Source organism: Streptomyces sp. 5K101 (assembly GCF_046506645.1).
Lineage (GTDB): Bacteria > Actinomycetota > Actinomycetes > Streptomycetales > Streptomycetaceae > Streptomyces.
Genome location: NZ_JBKFFO010000030.1, coordinates 1 through 15,874, shown reverse-complemented (window position 1 = coordinate 15,874; position 15,874 = coordinate 1). Strand labels below are relative to the sequence as shown.

The window sequence follows — 15,874 nt, the reverse complement described above, 5'->3', positions numbered from 1 at the left end:
GCGGATGTTATGGACCGACGACAGCTTTCGGACCCCCTCGCGTAACCCCAAGCTATGTGAAATGTCACACGTCAAACAATCGAGGGGTCGTGATCGCGTGAGAACGCGCCTTTCCTTCCGTTCCCCGCACGCCGTCGTCTGGGCACCCGTGCTCGCGGCGCTGCTGCTGCTTCTGCCCGGCCCCGCCGCCAAGGCCCGCGCCGCCACGGACCCGGTATCCGCCTGCGCCCTGCCCGGGACCACCGGCTGGACCGACGAGGGCCACGGCACGGACTGGTCCGTCTTCAAGCGCCCCGCGGGAACGGTCCCGGTCGGCATGATCTTCGTCGACTTTCCCGACGCGCCCGCCACCGAAGCCCCCGCCGACGACGCCGCGCAGCTCACGCCCGGCGCCGACTGGCTCTGGAACGCCTCCTACGGCAAGGTCTGGCTCGCCGTCTCCCAGCACCGGCAGTGGGTGCGGATGCCCCGCAACTCCACAGACTACGGCTTCGCCCGCGGACTGACGCACGAGACCCACGAGGCGTACGTCAAGGACGCGGTCGCCGCAGCCGACCCGTATGCCGACTTCTCGCGGTACGAGATGGTGTACGTCGTCGCGACGCGGAACGCCTCGGCGATCTCCTTCACGCCCACCTACGTGCACCAGCCCGGAACCGTGGGAGTACGCGCCGACGGCACCCTGCTCAAGTGGGCGGTGACCTTCGGCCAGGACATGTGGCACTGGGGGCCCAAGCTGGTGGCCCACGAGACCGGTCATGCCTTCGGCCTGCCCGACCTGTATGGCTTCACGGGTACCGACCCCCACCGTTTCGTGGCCGGCTGGGACGTCATGGGACTCATCAGCGGCCCTGGGTCGCAGCCCTTCGCCTGGCACTCCTGGAAGCTCGGCTGGACCGCGGACAGCCAGGTCGTGTGCCGGGCGTCGGCGGGCAGCGACACCGTGTACCTCACCGCGGTCGAGTACGGCAGCGGCACCAAGATGGCGGTGATTCCCACCGGCCCCAGCACCGCGTACGTGGTGGAGTCCAGACGGGCGGTCCAGGCGGACGGCGGCGCCTGCTCGACCGGCGCGCTGGTCTACCGGGTGGACACCTCGGTCGCTACCGGCCAGGGGCCGGTCCGGGTCGTCGACGCGAAGCCGAACGCCACACCGGCGGCCGGCTGCCGGCCCCTGGACGACGCCCCCTTCTGGGCCGGCGAGACGTTCACCGACGCGACCGCCGGCGTCCGTATCCAGGTGCTCGGCGCCGACGGGTACGGGGAGATCGTCCGCGTCACCAAGTGGTAGACCCGCACTGACGGGTGTGCTCCGGGACCGATCGGTCCCGGAGCACACCCGCCCGTCAGGCGCTCTCCGGGAAGTGGCAGGCCACCTGACGGGGCTCGCCCGGCGCGGCGGTCCGCAGGGGCGGCGCCTCGGTGCGGCAGATCGCCTGCGCCTTGGGGCAGCGGGGGTGGAAGGTGCAGCCGGGCGGGGGAGCGGCCGGGCTCGGGGGGTCGCCGAGGAGGGTGATGCGTTCCCGGATCCGCTCGGCGGCCGGGTCGGGCAGCGGCACCGCCGAGAGCAGCGCCCGTGTGTACGGGTGGGCGGGCGCACCGTACACACGTTCCTTGTCACCGATCTCCACGATCCGGCCGAGGTACATCACCGCGACGCGGCCGCAGACCCGCCGCACCACGGACAGGTCGTGGGCGATGAAGAGGTACGCGAGCCCGAGTTCGTGCTGGAGCCGCTCCATCAGGTTGACGATCTGCGCCTGCACGGAGACGTCGAGGGCGGAGACCGGTTCGTCCGCGACGACCAGCCGGGGGCTCGTCGCGAGCGCGCGGGCGATGCCGATGCGCTGCGCCTGCCCGCCGGAGAACTCGTGCGGATAGCGGTCGACGTGCTCGGGGATGAGGCCGACGAGCTCCAGCAGCTCCACCGCCCGCTTGCGCGCGTCGGCCGCCGAACTCCCCTGCACCAGCAGCGGGTCGGAGATGATCCGGGCCACTGTCTGCCGGGGGTTGAGAGAGGAGTGCGGGTCCTGGAAGACCATCTGGATCTCGCGGCGCAGCGGCTTGAGCTCCCGCTGCGACATCAGGCCGATGTCGTGCCCGTCGTACGTGACGGTGCCCGAGGTGGGTTGAAGCAGGCGGACGATGGTGCGGCCGGTGGTCGACTTGCCGCAGCCGGACTCGCCGACCAGTCCCAGGGTCTCGCCGGCCGCGATGTCGAAGCTGACGCCGTCGACGGCGCGGATCGGGGCGGCGCGCCGCCTCCCGGGGAAGGTGGTCGTCAACTCACGTACGGACAGGAGTGGTTCGGACTTCATGAGGCGACGCCTTCGTACGCGGGGAAGTGGCAGGCGGCCGGATGCCCCTCCGGGCCGTCGAGTGCGGGGCGCTCGGTCTCGCAGCGGGAGCGCTCGTCGTCCGGGGCCGCGGCGGCGCGCGGGCAGCGCGGGGCGAACGCGCAGCCCGGTGCCGGGGTGAGCAGGGACGGCGGGCTGCCGGGGATCGCCCGCAGCGGGATGTCGTCCGGGTCGTCGAGCCGGGGCAGGGAGTCGAGCAGGCCGCGGGTGTACGGGTGGGCGGGCGAGGCGAACAGGGCGTCCACCGGGGCCTGTTCGGCCGCCCGGCCGCCGTACATCACCAGGACGTCGTGGGCGACGCGGGCGACCACTCCCAGATCGTGTGTGATCATCACGACGGCGAGCCCGCGTTCCTCCTGGATCCGGGCGAGCAGTTCCAGGATCTGGGCCTGCACGGTGACGTCGAGCGCCGTGGTCGGTTCGTCGGCGATGAGGAGGTCGGGTTCGCAGGCGAGTGCCATGGCGATCATCACGCGCTGCCGCATCCCGCCCGAGAACTGGTGGGGGTACTCGCCGGCCCGCCGCCGCGGCTCCGGGATGCCGACCTCGGCGAGTGCCTCGACCGCCCGTGCGCGGGCGGCGGCACGGCCGGAGCCGTAGTGGACCCGGTGGTGTTCGGCGATCTGCTCGCCGACCGTGTAGTACGGGTGCAGGCTGGAGAGCGGGTCCTGGAAGATCATCGCCATCCGCCGGCCGCGCAGCCGGTTCAGCTCCCGCTCGGGTAGCCCGATCAGCTCCCGCCCGTCGAGGGTGACGGAGCCGGTGACCTCGGCGCCGGTGTGCAGGCCCATGACGGCGAGCGAGGTGACGGACTTGCCGGAGCCGGACTCGCCGACGATGCCGAGGGTGCGGCCGGGCCGTACGTCGAACGACAGGGTGTCCACGGCCCGGACGGGGCCGCGCTTGGTCGGGAAGGTGACGGTGAGGTCCCGTACCGAAAGCAGGGGCGCGGGGGCGGCCATCAGTACCTCACTCGCGGATCGACGACGGCGTACAGCAGGTCGACGGCCAGGTTGGCGACGACGATGAAGGTGGCGGCGAGCAGGGTGACGCCGAGGATGACCGGCTGGTCGCCGGTGGACAGCGCGCCGTAGAAGAGCCGTCCGATGCCGGGCAGTCCGAAGATGGACTCGGTGATGACGGCGCCGGCGAGGAGGCCGCCGAGGTCCATGCCGAAGATGGTGAGGATCGGGGTCATGCCGGCGCGCAGCCCGTGCTTGACGACGACCGTGCGGCGGGGGAGCCCCTTGGCACGGGCGGTGCGGATGTACGGCTCCGCCATGGTCTCGATCATCGAACTGCGGCTCTGGCGCGCGTACATGGCGGCGTACAGGACGGCGAGCGCCAGCCAGGGCAGCAGCAGGTTCGAGGCCCAGCCGAGGGGATCGGAGCCGAATGGCACGTACTCGGGATAGGGCAGCAGTCCGGCCACCCGGATCAGCCCGTAGATGAGCATCACCGAGGTGAAGTAGACGGGCAGTGAGGCGGCGGCGACCGCGCCGACCATCAGGACGCGGTCGGTGAGGGTGTCCTTGCGCAGGGCCGCCGCGACGCCCGCGGAGAGTCCGAGGAGCAGCCAGATCACCGCGGCGCCCAGGGCGAGCGAGGCGGAGACGGGCAGCCGGTCCATCAGCAGATCCCACACGCCCTGGCTGTTCTCGTACGAGTAGCCCAGGCACGGGAACTCGCAGTGCAGGGCGTACTGGCCGCTGCCCATGGTCCGGCCCGTGAAGATGCCGGTGACGAAGTCCGCGAACTGCCGCCACAGCGGCTGGTCCAGGCCCATATGGGCGCGGATCGCCTCCAGGCGCTCGGCGCTGCATGCCTTGCCGCAGGCCGCGGCGGCGGGGTCGGAGGGAAAGACGTAGAAGATGGTGAAGGTGACGGCGGCGACGGCGATCAGCACACCGATGACGCCGGCCAGCCGCCGCAGCGTGTAGAGGATCATGTGCGGCTTCCCTTCGGGTCGAGGATGTCCCTCAGGGCGTCGCCGAGCAGGGTGAACGCGAGCACGGTCAGGAACAGGCAGGTGCTCGGGATGACGAAGTACATGGGGTCCGTGTCGTAATAGGAGACGCTCTCGGCGATCATCTGGCCCCAGGACGGAGTGGGCGGACGGACGCCGACGCCCAGGTAGCTCAGGGCGGCCTCGGTGGCGATCATCCCGGGGATGATCAGGGTGGTGTACGCGATGACGGGTCCCGCCACGCCCGGCAGGATGTCGCGGGAGAGGATCCGCCAGGGGCCGGCGCCGCCGACACGGGCCGCGTCGACATACTCGCGGTGCTTGAGCGAGAGCGTCTGTCCGCGCACGACGCGGGCGATGCCGGGCCAGCCGAAGAGGCCGATGACCAGGGTCATCAGGACGATCCGGTTGACGTCGCGGGCCACCGACAGCATCGCGATCATGAAGATGAGGGACGGGAAGGACATCGTCAGGTCCATCAGCCGGCAGAGCACGGCGTCGATGCGGCCGCCGAAGTAACCGGCCGCCATCCCGGCCGCGACGCCCGCGATGACCACGATCGCGGTGGCGGCGAAGGCGATGAGCAGCGAGACCTGGGCGCCGTGCAGGACCCGGGCGTACAGGTCGCGGCCGGTGACGGGTTCGACGCCGAGCCAGTGTTCGGCCGAGATGCCGCCGAACGCCCCGATGGGCTGTCCGCCCAGATAGGGGTCGACGGCGTTCTTGTCGAACTCCTCGGGGCCCCAGCCGCCCAGCGAGCTGAGCAGCGGGGCGGCCACCGCCATGATCACGAAGAGGGCGACCACGGCGAGGGAGATCTTCACGGAGGTACGGCGGCGCAGTTCCGCGCGGGCGAGTTGCCAGGGGCCGCTGCCCGCCGGAGCGGAGACGGAGGTCGTAGCCATGTGGTGACGTACCTTCAGTCCTTCAGCTGTCGCTCTTCGAGGGGTCCTTGAGGCCGACCGTGGCGTAGTCGATCTGGCCGCCGAAGGAGGTGTGGCCGAAGGCGCCGGCGATGTTGGTGCCGAGCACCAGCGGCCAGCGCTCGATGATGGTGGGCGCGGTGGGAGCCTTGGCGAGGATCTCGCCGTCCAGGTCCTGCCAGGCCTTGTTGGCCTGCGCGGCGTCCGTCATGGCGGCGATCTCGTCCATCCGCGTCATGGTCGCCTGGTCGCGGAAGAGCGAGTGGTTGCCGGAGTTGCCCTTCTCCTTGATGTAGCGGCCGTCGAAGACGAAGGGCAGGAAGGTGGAGCCGGAGGGGTAGTCCGGACACCAGCCGGTGTAGATCAGGTCGGTGCGGTTCTTGGTGTCGCCGACGGTGTCGTAGAAGGCGGACGGGTCCACGGTCTCGATGACGACCTTGATCCCTGCCCGGCCGAGGGACTGCTGGATCGCCTCGGCGATCCCCTTGTCTCCGTTGGAGACGGTGATGCTGGTGGCGAAGCCGTCAGCCTTTCCGGCCTCCTTGAGGAGCTGCTTGGCCTTCTCCACGTCGCCGGTGACCGGGATCCTCAGGGTGTCGGGCTGCTTGCCGCCGAAGAGGGAGGCCGGCATGAGGGCCGTGGACAGGTCGTTGAGTGCCGGACCGCCGTTTGCGGTCAGGATGGCCTCGCGGTCGAGGGCGTGCTGCACCGCCTGGCGGACCTTGATGTTGTCGAACGGCGCACGGCCGGTGTGCATCTGCACCATGTCGTGGCAGTTGCTGGACTCGGCCAGCAGACGCGCCTTCACCTCGGGCTTGGTGAGCACCTTGGGCGCGTTCTCGGGGCGCAGCTTGCCCCAGGGCACGGCGGAGGCGTCCGCGCCGGAACTCGCGATGAGCCGGTCGTCGATCTGGTTCTGCTTGAGCCCCATCCTTACGACGATCTTGTCGGGATAGGCCTTGCGCACGCTGTCGGTCTCCGGGTCCCAGTGCGTGTTGCGCACCAGCACCATCTGCTTGTCCCGGGCGTACGTCTCGATCTTGTAGGGGCCCGAGGAGAAGGGGCGGCTGTCGTACTGGGGGCCCGTGTCCTTCGCCTTGGGCACCGGAGCGAAGGTCGGCAGCACGGTGGCGTAGGGGAACTCGGCGAAGGGCTTGCGGAGTTCGAAGACGATCGTGTGGTCGTCGGGGGTCTTGATGGAGTCGAGGTGCTTGCCCTGGGCCGGCCCCTGGTAACCCTCGGCACCGGCGAGGTAGCGGGCCGCGTAGTCGGGGCCACCGGTCAGGTCGGGCGAGAAGGACCGCTCCACGTTGTACTTGATGTCCTGAGCGGTGACGGGCGAGCCGTCTTCGTACTTGAGCCCCTTCTTGAGCCTGAAGGTCCAGGTCTTGGCGCCGTTGGAGGAGGTGCCGAGGTCCTCGGCGAGGTCGGGGGTCAGCTCCCCGCCCGTGGCGCCGGGCTCCGCCCTGTACGTCACGAGGGTGCGGTAGAGCAGTCGCGTGCCGAAGTCCATCTCGTTCATGACCCAGTTGCGGGCGGGATCGAGGTGCTGGAAGTCCTGGTTGGACAGGACGGTCAGGGTGCCGCCCTTCTGCGGAGTGCCGCCGACCATGACGCCGTTGTTGGCGGTCGCGGGGTTCCTGCCTCCCCGGTCGTCGTCGGACGCCTTTCCGCCGGAACAACCGGCCAGGCCAAGGGTGAGGGTTGCCACCAGTGCGGCGGCGAGGGCGGTGGAGGTGCGCTTGTCCATCAGTGGTCACTCCGGGAGCAGCGATCGGACAGCCAAGGAACGGGCTGGAATGTGACCTGTAACATAGTAATGTGAAATTGCACTGCACAACCCGTCGTGGTCTCCGTTACTCATCCGTGTCCGAAGCGGTGACCTGGCGGCAATGCAATGTGAATGCCACCCCCCCGGTGTACGGCGCCGACCGGGTCGAGGCCGTCACCGTGACCCGCCTCGACCGCGACTGGCATCGCGACCTCGGTCGCTCCGCCCGGGGGGACCGGTCGCGCCGACGTCAGAAGAACAGGGACCGGTGTGCCGCCGGCGGCCGCTGCCGAAGTCTGCACCCGGCGATACCCGTCATGCTCCTTTCGGGACCAGGCGGTCGTGGATGCCACGCCTCGTGGCGCCCAGCTTCTTGCGCGTGCGGGCGACGTGGTGTTCGACGGTGCGGGAAGCAAGGAACAGGGCCTCGGCGATCTCCCGGTTCGTCGCACCTGAGCATCCGGGCGACCTCCTGCTCGCGCGGCGAGAGTTGGTCCCCGTAGCCGCGGCGACCGGGCAGCGAAGGACGGGCCAGTCCCAGTTCCCTCAGTCCGTGCCGGCAGCGCGCCGCGTCGAACGTGGCGCCGAGACGGCAGTAGATCTCCATGGCCTGGCACAGACCGTCGGCGATCTGGGCCGGATTGCTGCGGGCGAGCACCCGGGCACGCAGCTCCCCGGCACGAGCGACGTCGTACGGCCGGTTCATGCGGTCCCACAGTCGGCGGGCGGACTCGAAGTGCCGGGCCCCTGCGGCGGGGTCGGTGTCCTGCAGCAGCAAGCCGTGAGCGAGGTGGATGTCGGCGGTGGCGGCGGGCGCGTCACCGCCCCGCATGACGCGCTTGGCGTCGTCGGTGAGGCGCTCGGCCTCCTGGCGCCGACCACAGGCCAGGGCCGCCGCGACCGCGGTCGGAATCAGACCGTTGCTCCTGGCCCATGCACCGGCTCTGCGCATGGCTTGCACAACGGGCGCTGCGGTTGCCCAGGCCACTTCCGGTTCACTCTCGGCGAGCCGCACCGAGGCGATCCCGGCAGCCGCGCGGATGGCCGACGTGACCTGGCACTCCCTGTCCCCGTAGGCGGCCGCGGCACTGAACAGCTCCGCAGCACGGGCACGTTGCCCGGCGGCGGCCGCCAGCAGGCCGCAGGTCAGCGCCTGTTCCGCGGTGACCATCGCGATGTGAGGGAACTCCGCACTGAGGGCCGAGAACCGCTCGTCGAGACCGGCCCAGTGCCGGCGAGCCCGTCCAGGCGCAGTTGGGCGGTACGGCTGTAGCACTCCGCCCGTGGGTATCCGAGGTGTTGGGCGAGTTTCCGGCTCTCCTCCAGCAGGGCGGCGGCCCTCTCCGTGTGCCCGAGTTCGATGGCGATCTCGCCGACGTTGAAGAGGGTGCGCACTGTCTGGCGCAGGACCGCGGGATCGTCCGAGTGGCGCGGCACTTCTTCCACGAGCGCCCATACGGCGGGGTCGCCGTTCCTGGCCATGAGGGTGAACCGGGTGACGTCGAGCGCCGCCCGGGCGGCCGCGTCGGAGCTGCCCCTCAGGGCGTCGCGCGCACGCTCCATCCACATGTGGGCCTGCTCGGACGCCCCGTCCTGCTCGTTGGTGGCCAGCACGGCCATGGCGCGGGAGGCGGCCTCCCGATTGTCGGCCAGCTCGTCGACGGCCTGCTCCACTTCCCCGAAGCCCGCGCGGTCGCCGGCGTGATGGACCATGAGGATCCCGAGGCTGAGTCGGATCTCGCCGCGTATCGTGCTCGACAGCTGCGGATCGGCGAGGATGCGGCGCAGGACTGCGGCGCTCCCGGTGTAGTCGACCGCGTTGACGGTGATGCGGGCCAGGGCGAGCGCCGCCCGGCCCCGTAGGCCGGGGTCGGTCCGCTCCTCGGTGAGAATCCGGTGGAGCAGGGCAGCCGCAGTGCCCTCGTCACCGAGAGTGATGGCCTGGTCGACGGCGGCCTCTGCCTGTTGGAGCCAGCTGTCACGGTCGCCGAGTGCCAGGTGTGGTGTGCGATCTGAACCACGGGGGCGGTGACAGTGCACGCAGGGAATGGACCGCCCGCTGGTGCAGTCGGTTCCGCCGGTGCCCGGGGATGTGCTGGTAGACGACCTGCTGACGAGGACGTGCCGGAATGCGTAGCGGGTGGAGCAGCTCTCCTGCAGTACGCGGGTGCCCAACGCCTCGCTGAGTCCCTGCGCACCCTCCTCGGTGTCGAGGCCGCTGACCTGGGAGAGAAGTGTCTCCGTCGCGGGAACCGCGACGGCCGCCGCCTCCAGAACCGCCAGTCCCCGCGGGGACAGTCCCGACAGCCGCTCAGTGACCGCTTCCCGCAGTTCCCTGGGCACCTCGGCGTGCTGTAGTTCGGTGACGTAGTCGCTGGTGGTGACGTAGTCGGCGTAGCGGCCGTGACGGGCCAGGGTGATCAGGTCCTCCTCGGCGACCAGAGGCAGCCCTGCGCTGCGCTCGTAGAGCACCCCGCCCACTGCGGCGGCGGCCCGCGGGCCGAGGGCCGCGGTTGCCAGCGGCCGCACTTCGCGTTCGGACAGGGGGAGAAGGTGAATCTCGGCACCGCCGGTGCCGGGCGGCCGACGGTAAGCCACTCCCAGCACGGGTGTGTGCCCGGGCAGGTCCTCGCCACGGTAGGTGAGGACGAGAGCGAGCTGTTCGGGCAGATCACGGGCGAGGAGCAGGAGCAGCTCCCGGGTTGCCTGGTCGACCCAGTGCACGTCCTCGATGACGAGCGCCGCCGGCCCCAGTGCCCCGAGTACCGTACGTGCCGCCTGGACCAGTTGGTACTTCTCGGCACCCAGGCCGGGGGGCCGGGGGAGCGGGGGCGGCAGCCGGTCCGACAGATCCGGCAGCAGCGGCACCAGGGCACCCGCGGTGGGAGGGATCTTGTCGGCGGGCGGAAGCCACGGCCCGGCCCAGGGCGTCCACCACGGGGCCGAAGGGGAAGGGCTCGCGAAGCGGGTGGCAGAGCCCGGTGAGCACCCGTCCGCCTTCGGTGGAGAGTGCGGCGGTGGCTTCGTGCACCAGGCGGGACTTGCCTATGCCGGCCTCCCCCTCGACCATGACGACCGCAGGAGGATGGCGCATGGCGTCGAGCAGGAGTTCCAGCTCCCGCCGACGGCCGACGAAGGGCAGCTTTGCGCCGGAGCTGCTGTCTGGTTGATCGGAACATAGCGTCATGGGAAGACCGCCTGCCTCGCGGACTCGCGGCACTGCCATGGGTTCCCGGCGATGCCCAGCCCCGGTGGCAGCCACGGTAGTGCCACGCCAGATATCTGGGCAAACCCCTGCATTCGGTACCGGGGGGCGCCCCACGACACGTGTGCGACGGCGTTTGGGGGCCCCTGCGGCCAACGGACATGTCACAGGCCCAGTTGACGGAGTTCCAGACGGCTGAGAACACTGGCGAGCCGCCGCAGTCGACTCCGCCGTGTGGCAGGCGCGTGAAGGCGGTGGCGGGGAGCTGAGCCGATGACGTCGTCGAGCGACGTGCGGTCCGCCGGCTGGACGGGGGCCGGGCGGTGGCCCCGAGGACGGTCGAGGCCGAGCTTCCGGCCACTGCATGCAGCTCACACCTGTGATCAGTGCGGGATCAATGCGAAGGACCCCCCTGATACGAGGCCCCGATGGGTGAGTGCGGAGCCGAGGGGCGAAGTGGTGTGGCGTGTGGCATCCGGGCCGGCTCCGAGGTGGGCCCGCGCGGCGGAGAAATTTCTCATCACGCCTATTGACCGACCAGGCATGCGTCAGTGCAATATCACACATCACATGACCAGGCGTCTCCTCGGACCGGCCTGGGCCCCTTGGCGGCCTTGCCGTCACATCCTCGTCCCACCCCGCCCTCCCCCCGGCATTGACTCCCTCAGGAGCGCAACCGTGAACAGACATGGCACCGCCCGGTCCTCGGCTTTCTGCAGATCCCGACTGCCGGTACTGACCCTGGTTCTTTCGACGGTGGCATTGACCACCACCGCCTGCGACGGACTGCTCGGCGGCGGAGCGGACGGCGGCGCTGAAGGCCCCATCGTCCTGGGCATGCACATCCCCCTGTCGGGAAGCAGCGCGGACATCGGTCCCTACATGAAGAACGGCGCGCAGCTCGCCGTCGACGAGATCAACGCCGCCGGCGGCGTGCTCGGCCGGAAGCTGCGTCTGCAGGTGGAGGACGACGCCTGCGATCCGAAGACGGCTGTTGCGGCAGCCAACAAGCTCGTCGCGGCCGACGCGACGGTCTCGGTCGGAGGCTATTGCTCCGGCGCGACGCTGCCCACGCTGCCGATCTTCAACAAGCGGAAGATCCCCATGATCATCCCGGCCGCCAACTCCAACGAACTCGTCGCCCAGCGCCTGGAACATGTCTTCCTCATCAACGGGACCGGCAGCCAGCAGGCTGACGCCGCCGTCGACTGGCTGACCAAGGAAGGGGCCAAGAACGTCGCCGTCATCGACGACAACACCAGCTACTCCAAGGACATCGCCGACCTCACGGCCGCGCGCCTGGGCACGGCAGGCGCACCGGCCAAGGCCACCGAGCAGACGGTCAACCCCGGCGAGAGCGATTACAGCCCGAACGTCACCAGCGTGCTCAAGTCGAACCCCGACTACATCTACTGGACCGGCTACTACCAAGAGGGCGGTCTGCTCATCCGCCAGTTCCGCCAGGCCGGCTACAAGGGCAAGTTCCTCGTCGCGGACGGATCCGTCGACCCCAAGCTCGTCAAGATCGCGGGAGCCGCCGACAGCCAGGGCGTCTACGCGACCATGACGCAGACTCCGCAGACCACTCCGGGCGCCGAAGGCTGGATCGCCTCCTACGAGGCGAAGTTCGGCTCCGCGCCGGGCCCCTACTCCACCCAGTCCTACGACGCCGTGCGAGTCGCCGCCGAGGCCGTCAAGAAGGCCGGCAGCACCGACGGGGACAAGATCACCTCAGCGCTCGAAGGTCTGAACGGCTTCAAGACCTTCTCGGGCCCTCTGAAGTTCACCCCTGAGCACACCCTGAGCAACGGCGGCTTCGTGATCCTCTCCGTCAAGGACGGGAATTTCGTCCTCCAGGACTCCCTCAAGTAGCCCGGGGCTCTCATGGCGCAGCTCATCTGGAACGGCCTGTTCGTCGGCTCGTTCTACGCACTGGTCGCCCTCGGCTACAGCATGGTCTACGGGATCATCAAGCTGCTCAACTTCGCCCACGGCGACCTCTACATGCTCGGAGCATTCTCCGGGTACGCGATGGTCGGCGCACTGGCCGCAGCCGTCCCGGGTGGCTCGCTCATCACCCTGTTGGTCGTGCTCGCACTGGCGATGCTGACGACGGGCCTCAGCGGCGTCATGCTGGAGCGGGTGGCGTACCGGCCGCTCCGCGGAGCGCCACGACTCTCCCTGCTGATCACCGCGGTCGGCGCGTCCTTCGCGCTGGAGTACGGCGTCCGCATCGTCGCCGGCCCCAACCCGCAGGTCTACCCGGTGCGCCTCGACGGCGCGAGCGTGTCGCTGCTCGGCGCCGAGGTCACCGTTCAGCAGATCGTCTTCATGGCGGTCGCCGTCGGTCTGATGATCGCCCTCAACGCCCTGGTCATGCACAGCCGACAGGGCAGGGCGATGCGCGCCATCGCACTCGATCCCAAAGCGTGCCTGATGATGGGAGTGAACGTCGACGCGGTCATCTCCCGCACCTTCTTCATCGGGTCGGCACTGGCGGGCGCTGCCGGTGTCATGTCCGGCGCCTACTACGGGAAGATCGACTTCCTGATGGGCTTCATCATCGGGCTCAAGGCGTTCACCGCTGCCGTCATCGGCGGCATCGGCAATATGAAGGGCACCATGCTGGGCGCCCTGGTACTCGGTCTCCTGGAGTCCTTCAGCACCGACTGGTTCGGCGGCCAGTGGCGGGACGTGTTCGCCTTCGGGTTTCTCATCCTCTTCCTGACCGTGCGGCCGACCGGTCTGCTCGGCGATCGTGTGACGGAGCGCGTGTGATGGCAGTCGTTCAGGACCCACCGGTCAAGCCCGTCCGGGGCCGGGGCCCCTCGTTCGTCACCCGACTGCTGGAGAGCCGGAGGGCCGGCTGGGGTGGCCTGGCGATCGCCCTCCTCGCCCCGTTCGCCACTGCCACGCCCTACGCGCTCAACGTGATGACCAGCGCCGCCGTCTTCGTGATGCTCGCCGTCGGTCTGAACATAGTCGTCGGCTATTGCGGGCTGCTCGACCTCGGCTTCGCGGCCTTCCTCGCCGTCGGCGCCTATACGAGCGGCGTCCTCGCGACACGGCTGGGGACCCCGCTCGTGGCCACCGTGCCGGTCGTCATCGTGGTGACCGTGCTGGCCGGGGTGGTGATCGGAGGCCCGACGCTGCGGTTGCGCAGTGACTATCTGGCTATTGTGACCCTCGGCTTCGGCGAGATCATCCGCATCGTCGCCAACAACCTTCATGTCACCGGCGGCCCTTCGGGCATCTACGGTATCCCGGGCCTCTTCGGTGACAGCCTCTCCGGCCCGGTCGCCTTCTACTACGCCACCGTAGTGATTGTCTGCGCCGCGGTGCTGTTCGCCGCACGGCTCGGCCGATCCCGTATCGGCCGTGCCTGGCGGTTCATTCGCGAGGACGAGGACGCGGCTGAGGCGAGCGGGATCAACACCTACCGGGTCAAGCTGGCCGCCTACATCGCCGGTGCGGTGTGGGGTGGACTCTCGGGGGTGCTTTTCGCCGCCCAGCTGTCGGCGGTCTCGCCTGCGAGCTTCAGCTTCCTCCAGTCGGCCCTCGTTCTGATGGCGGTCGTTCTGGGCGGCATGGGCTCGACCCGCGGCGTGGTCATCGGAGCCGTCGTCATCAGCCTGCTGCCGGAGTTGCTGCGGGACCTGGCCGACTACCGCTTCTTCGTGTTCGGAGTGCTGCTCATCGCCGTGATGCTGCTCCGCCCACAGGGCCTGTGGCCGCACCGCTCACGGGAGCGGGCTAACGGGGTGGCGCCACGTACGGCTGGTCTCCGCGACGCTGCGGTGAAGGAGGAAGGGTGATGCTCGAAGTACTGGCGCTTCAGATGGCCTTTGGCGGAGTCCGCGCCCTCGACGGCCTCAGCTTCTCGATCGGTGGTGGCGAAATCGTCTCCGTCATCGGCCCCAACGGAGCCGGAAAGACATCGGCGTTCAACTGCGTCAGCGGATTCTACCGGCCCAGTGGGGGCACCGTCCGGCTCGCCGGTCAGGAGGTGACCGGCCTTCGCCCCTCGGCGATCGCCGCTCGCGGGCTGGCCCGGACGTTCCAGAACCTCAGGCTGTTCGGCGAGTTGTCCGTACTCGACAACGTGCGGGCCGGTACCCACCTGTGGTCGAAGCAGAGCTTCCTCGACGCGCTGCTGCACACGCCTCGCTACCGCAGGAGCGAGGGCGAGAGCACTGACGAGGCTCACAAGTGGCTGGACTTCGTCGAGCTCCGCGGCGACCGGACAGGCCTCGTACGCCACCTGCCCTACGGCGAGCAGCGACGGGTGGAGATCGCCCGGGCACTGGCCCGGCGGCCGAAGCTGCTGCTGCTCGACGAGCCGGCCGCCGGGCTCAACAGTGGAGAGAAGGCCGAACTGCGCGACCTGATCCGCCGGATACAGCAACTGGGCATAACGATTGCGCTCATCGAACACGACATGAGCCTGGTCATGGAGGTGTCGGAGCGGATCGTCGTACTGAACTTCGGCAGGAAGATCGCTGACGGCGCACCGGACGACGTACGGAGCAACCCCGCGGTCGTCGAGGCGTATCTCGGCCGGGACGCGGACGACGACGAGATCCGGGACGCTCGCGCCGGAATCTCAGAGAAAGGGGCGGACCATGCTTGAGATCCAGGGTCTCCACGTCAACTACGGGGGAGTGCGTGCGCTGCGAGGGCTCGACCTGACAGTGGCCGAAGGGGAGATCGTCGCCCTGCTCGGCAACAACGGCGCCGGCAAGACCACCACACTGTCGGCCGTGTCCGCATTGGTGAGACCCACCTCCGGCCGCATCCTGCACGCTGGTGAGGACATCACCAGGACGGCTCCCCCTGAGGTCGTCGAGCGCGGGGTGGTGCACGTTCCGGAGGGGCGGCGTATCTTCAGCACTCTGACCGTGCACGAGAACCTGCTGATCGGCGGATATCTGGTCCGCGACCGCGCTGATCTCGCACGCAGGGTGGACGAGGTGTACGAACTGCTGCCCCGGCTGGCCGAGCGGCGCGACCAGCAGGGCGGGACGCTGTCCGGCGGCGAGCAGCAGATGCTCGCCATAGGCCGCTCCCTGGTCGCCCGCCCGCGCCTGCTGATGCTGGACGAGCCCTCGATGGGCATGGCACCCCTCATGGTTGCCGCGGTGATGCAGGTCATCAGGAACATCAACCTCAGCGGCACGGCGGTGCTCCTCGTCGAACAGAATGCCATCGCTGCGCTGAAGATCGCGCACCGGGGATATGTGATCGAGAACGGCAAGACCGTACTGGCGGGTGGAGCGGCCGACCTGGCGCGGGACGCGCGGGTTGCCGAAGCCTACCTGGGCATCGCGTCGTGACCGGGACCGGCCCCGACGCGATGGGCAGCCCACCCTGGGCGGCCCGGCAGCCTTCGGGCGTTGACGCGGCGCTGCCCGCTGGGCCGCTGCTGTCGGCGCATGCTCGACTGCGGCGTTGCCGCGGCCTGCTGGATGTGGCGAGGCCTGGTGCCCCGCGCATCGTTTGTGCGTGGAACACCAGGCTGCACTCACTTAGTACTGCAACGGTCCTTGCCGTGACGGTTGGGCAGGTGGGTCGTTGGTTTGTTCATGGGTGGGGTTCTTGTTGATGCCCGGTCGTGGGCGGGTGAGCTGAAGGCTCTGCATGAGCGTTTCGTGC

At 69.5% G+C, this 15,874-nt stretch carries 13 protein-coding genes and 1 pseudogene; 6 read left to right on the top strand and 8 right to left on the bottom strand.

The genetic code is table 11. The features are described from left to right. The first annotated feature begins 97 nt into the window (after nucleotides 1-97). On the top strand, nucleotides 98-1,291 hold the full coding sequence (locus ACLB9X_RS31835) for a M6 family metalloprotease domain-containing protein (RefSeq protein WP_410363903.1): 1,194 nt from the start codon (nucleotides 98-100) through the stop codon (nucleotides 1,289-1,291). A 55-nt stretch (nucleotides 1,292-1,346) separates the two neighbouring features. Here the strand turns inward: ACLB9X_RS31835 and ACLB9X_RS31830 are convergent, their stop codons facing one another. From ACLB9X_RS31830 to ACLB9X_RS31795, 8 genes and pseudogenes are all read right to left on the bottom strand, one after another. Beyond that, nucleotides 1,347-2,318, bottom strand: a complete 972-nt coding sequence (locus tag ACLB9X_RS31830) for an ABC transporter ATP-binding protein (RefSeq protein WP_410363902.1) — start codon at nucleotides 2,316-2,318, stop codon at nucleotides 1,347-1,349. Beyond that, a complete protein-coding gene (locus ACLB9X_RS31825; RefSeq protein WP_410363901.1) occupies nucleotides 2,315-3,319 on the bottom strand; it encodes an ABC transporter ATP-binding protein in 1,005 nt (334 codons plus the stop codon). The genes ACLB9X_RS31830 and ACLB9X_RS31825 overlap by 4 nt, the downstream gene beginning before the upstream one ends. Next, nucleotides 3,319-4,305 carry an ABC transporter permease gene (locus ACLB9X_RS31820; protein ID WP_410363900.1) on the bottom strand — a complete coding sequence of 329 codons (987 nt, stop codon included), beginning with the start codon at nucleotides 4,303-4,305 and terminating at the stop codon, nucleotides 3,319-3,321. Before ACLB9X_RS31820 ends, ACLB9X_RS31825 begins: the two co-directional genes overlap by 1 nt. Further along, nucleotides 4,302-5,228, bottom strand: a complete 927-nt coding sequence (locus ACLB9X_RS31815) for an ABC transporter permease (RefSeq protein ID WP_410363899.1) — start codon at nucleotides 5,226-5,228, stop codon at nucleotides 4,302-4,304. Before ACLB9X_RS31815 ends, ACLB9X_RS31820 begins: the two co-directional genes overlap by 4 nt. A 22-nt stretch (nucleotides 5,229-5,250) precedes the next feature. Next, nucleotides 5,251-6,996 (bottom strand): ABC transporter substrate-binding protein, encoded by a 1,746-nt coding sequence (locus ACLB9X_RS31810; RefSeq protein WP_410363898.1) that lies wholly within the window; start codon nucleotides 6,994-6,996, stop codon nucleotides 5,251-5,253. Nucleotides 6,997-7,332: 336 nt separating this feature from the next. Then, nucleotides 7,333-7,440: a hypothetical protein gene (locus tag ACLB9X_RS31805; protein ID WP_410363928.1), complete on the bottom strand. Its 108-nt coding sequence runs from the start codon at nucleotides 7,438-7,440 to the stop codon at nucleotides 7,333-7,335. 723 nt (nucleotides 7,441-8,163) lie between these two features. Beyond that, complete coding sequence (locus ACLB9X_RS31800) at nucleotides 8,164-9,885, bottom strand: hypothetical protein (protein ID WP_410363932.1); 1,722 nt, start codon at nucleotides 9,883-9,885, stop codon at nucleotides 8,164-8,166. A 34-nt stretch (nucleotides 9,886-9,919) separates the two neighbouring features. Continuing rightward, a pseudogene (locus ACLB9X_RS31795) lies at nucleotides 9,920-10,111 on the bottom strand (AAA family ATPase); the annotation flags it as partial. 867 nt (nucleotides 10,112-10,978) lie between these two features. On the opposite strand from ACLB9X_RS31795, the gene ACLB9X_RS31790 reads away from it, so the two are divergent. Genes ACLB9X_RS31790 through ACLB9X_RS31770 form a run of 5 tightly spaced genes read left to right on the top strand, consistent with a single transcriptional unit; the run spans nucleotide 10,979 to nucleotide 15,555 of the window. Beyond that, nucleotides 10,979-12,094 carry a branched-chain amino acid ABC transporter substrate-binding protein gene (locus ACLB9X_RS31790; RefSeq protein ID WP_410363897.1) on the top strand — a complete coding sequence of 372 codons (1,116 nt, stop codon included), beginning with the start codon at nucleotides 10,979-10,981 and terminating at the stop codon, nucleotides 12,092-12,094. Nucleotides 12,095-12,106: 12 nt separating this feature from the next. Continuing rightward, nucleotides 12,107-13,000: a branched-chain amino acid ABC transporter permease gene (locus ACLB9X_RS31785; protein ID WP_410363896.1), complete on the top strand. Its 894-nt coding sequence runs from the start codon at nucleotides 12,107-12,109 to the stop codon at nucleotides 12,998-13,000. After that, the gene (locus ACLB9X_RS31780) at nucleotides 13,000-14,037 is read left to right on the top strand and encodes a branched-chain amino acid ABC transporter permease (protein WP_410363895.1); all 1,038 of its coding nucleotides are present in this window, start codon (nucleotides 13,000-13,002) and stop codon (nucleotides 14,035-14,037) included. Before ACLB9X_RS31785 ends, ACLB9X_RS31780 begins: the two co-directional genes overlap by 1 nt. After that, on the top strand, nucleotides 14,037-14,852 hold the full coding sequence (locus ACLB9X_RS31775; RefSeq protein ID WP_410363894.1) for an ABC transporter ATP-binding protein: 816 nt from the start codon (nucleotides 14,037-14,039) through the stop codon (nucleotides 14,850-14,852). Before ACLB9X_RS31780 ends, ACLB9X_RS31775 begins: the two co-directional genes overlap by 1 nt. Further along, nucleotides 14,845-15,555: an ABC transporter ATP-binding protein gene (locus ACLB9X_RS31770; RefSeq protein WP_410363893.1), complete on the top strand. Its 711-nt coding sequence runs from the start codon at nucleotides 14,845-14,847 to the stop codon at nucleotides 15,553-15,555. Before ACLB9X_RS31775 ends, ACLB9X_RS31770 begins: the two co-directional genes overlap by 8 nt. Nucleotides 15,556-15,874 lie beyond the last annotated feature (319 nt).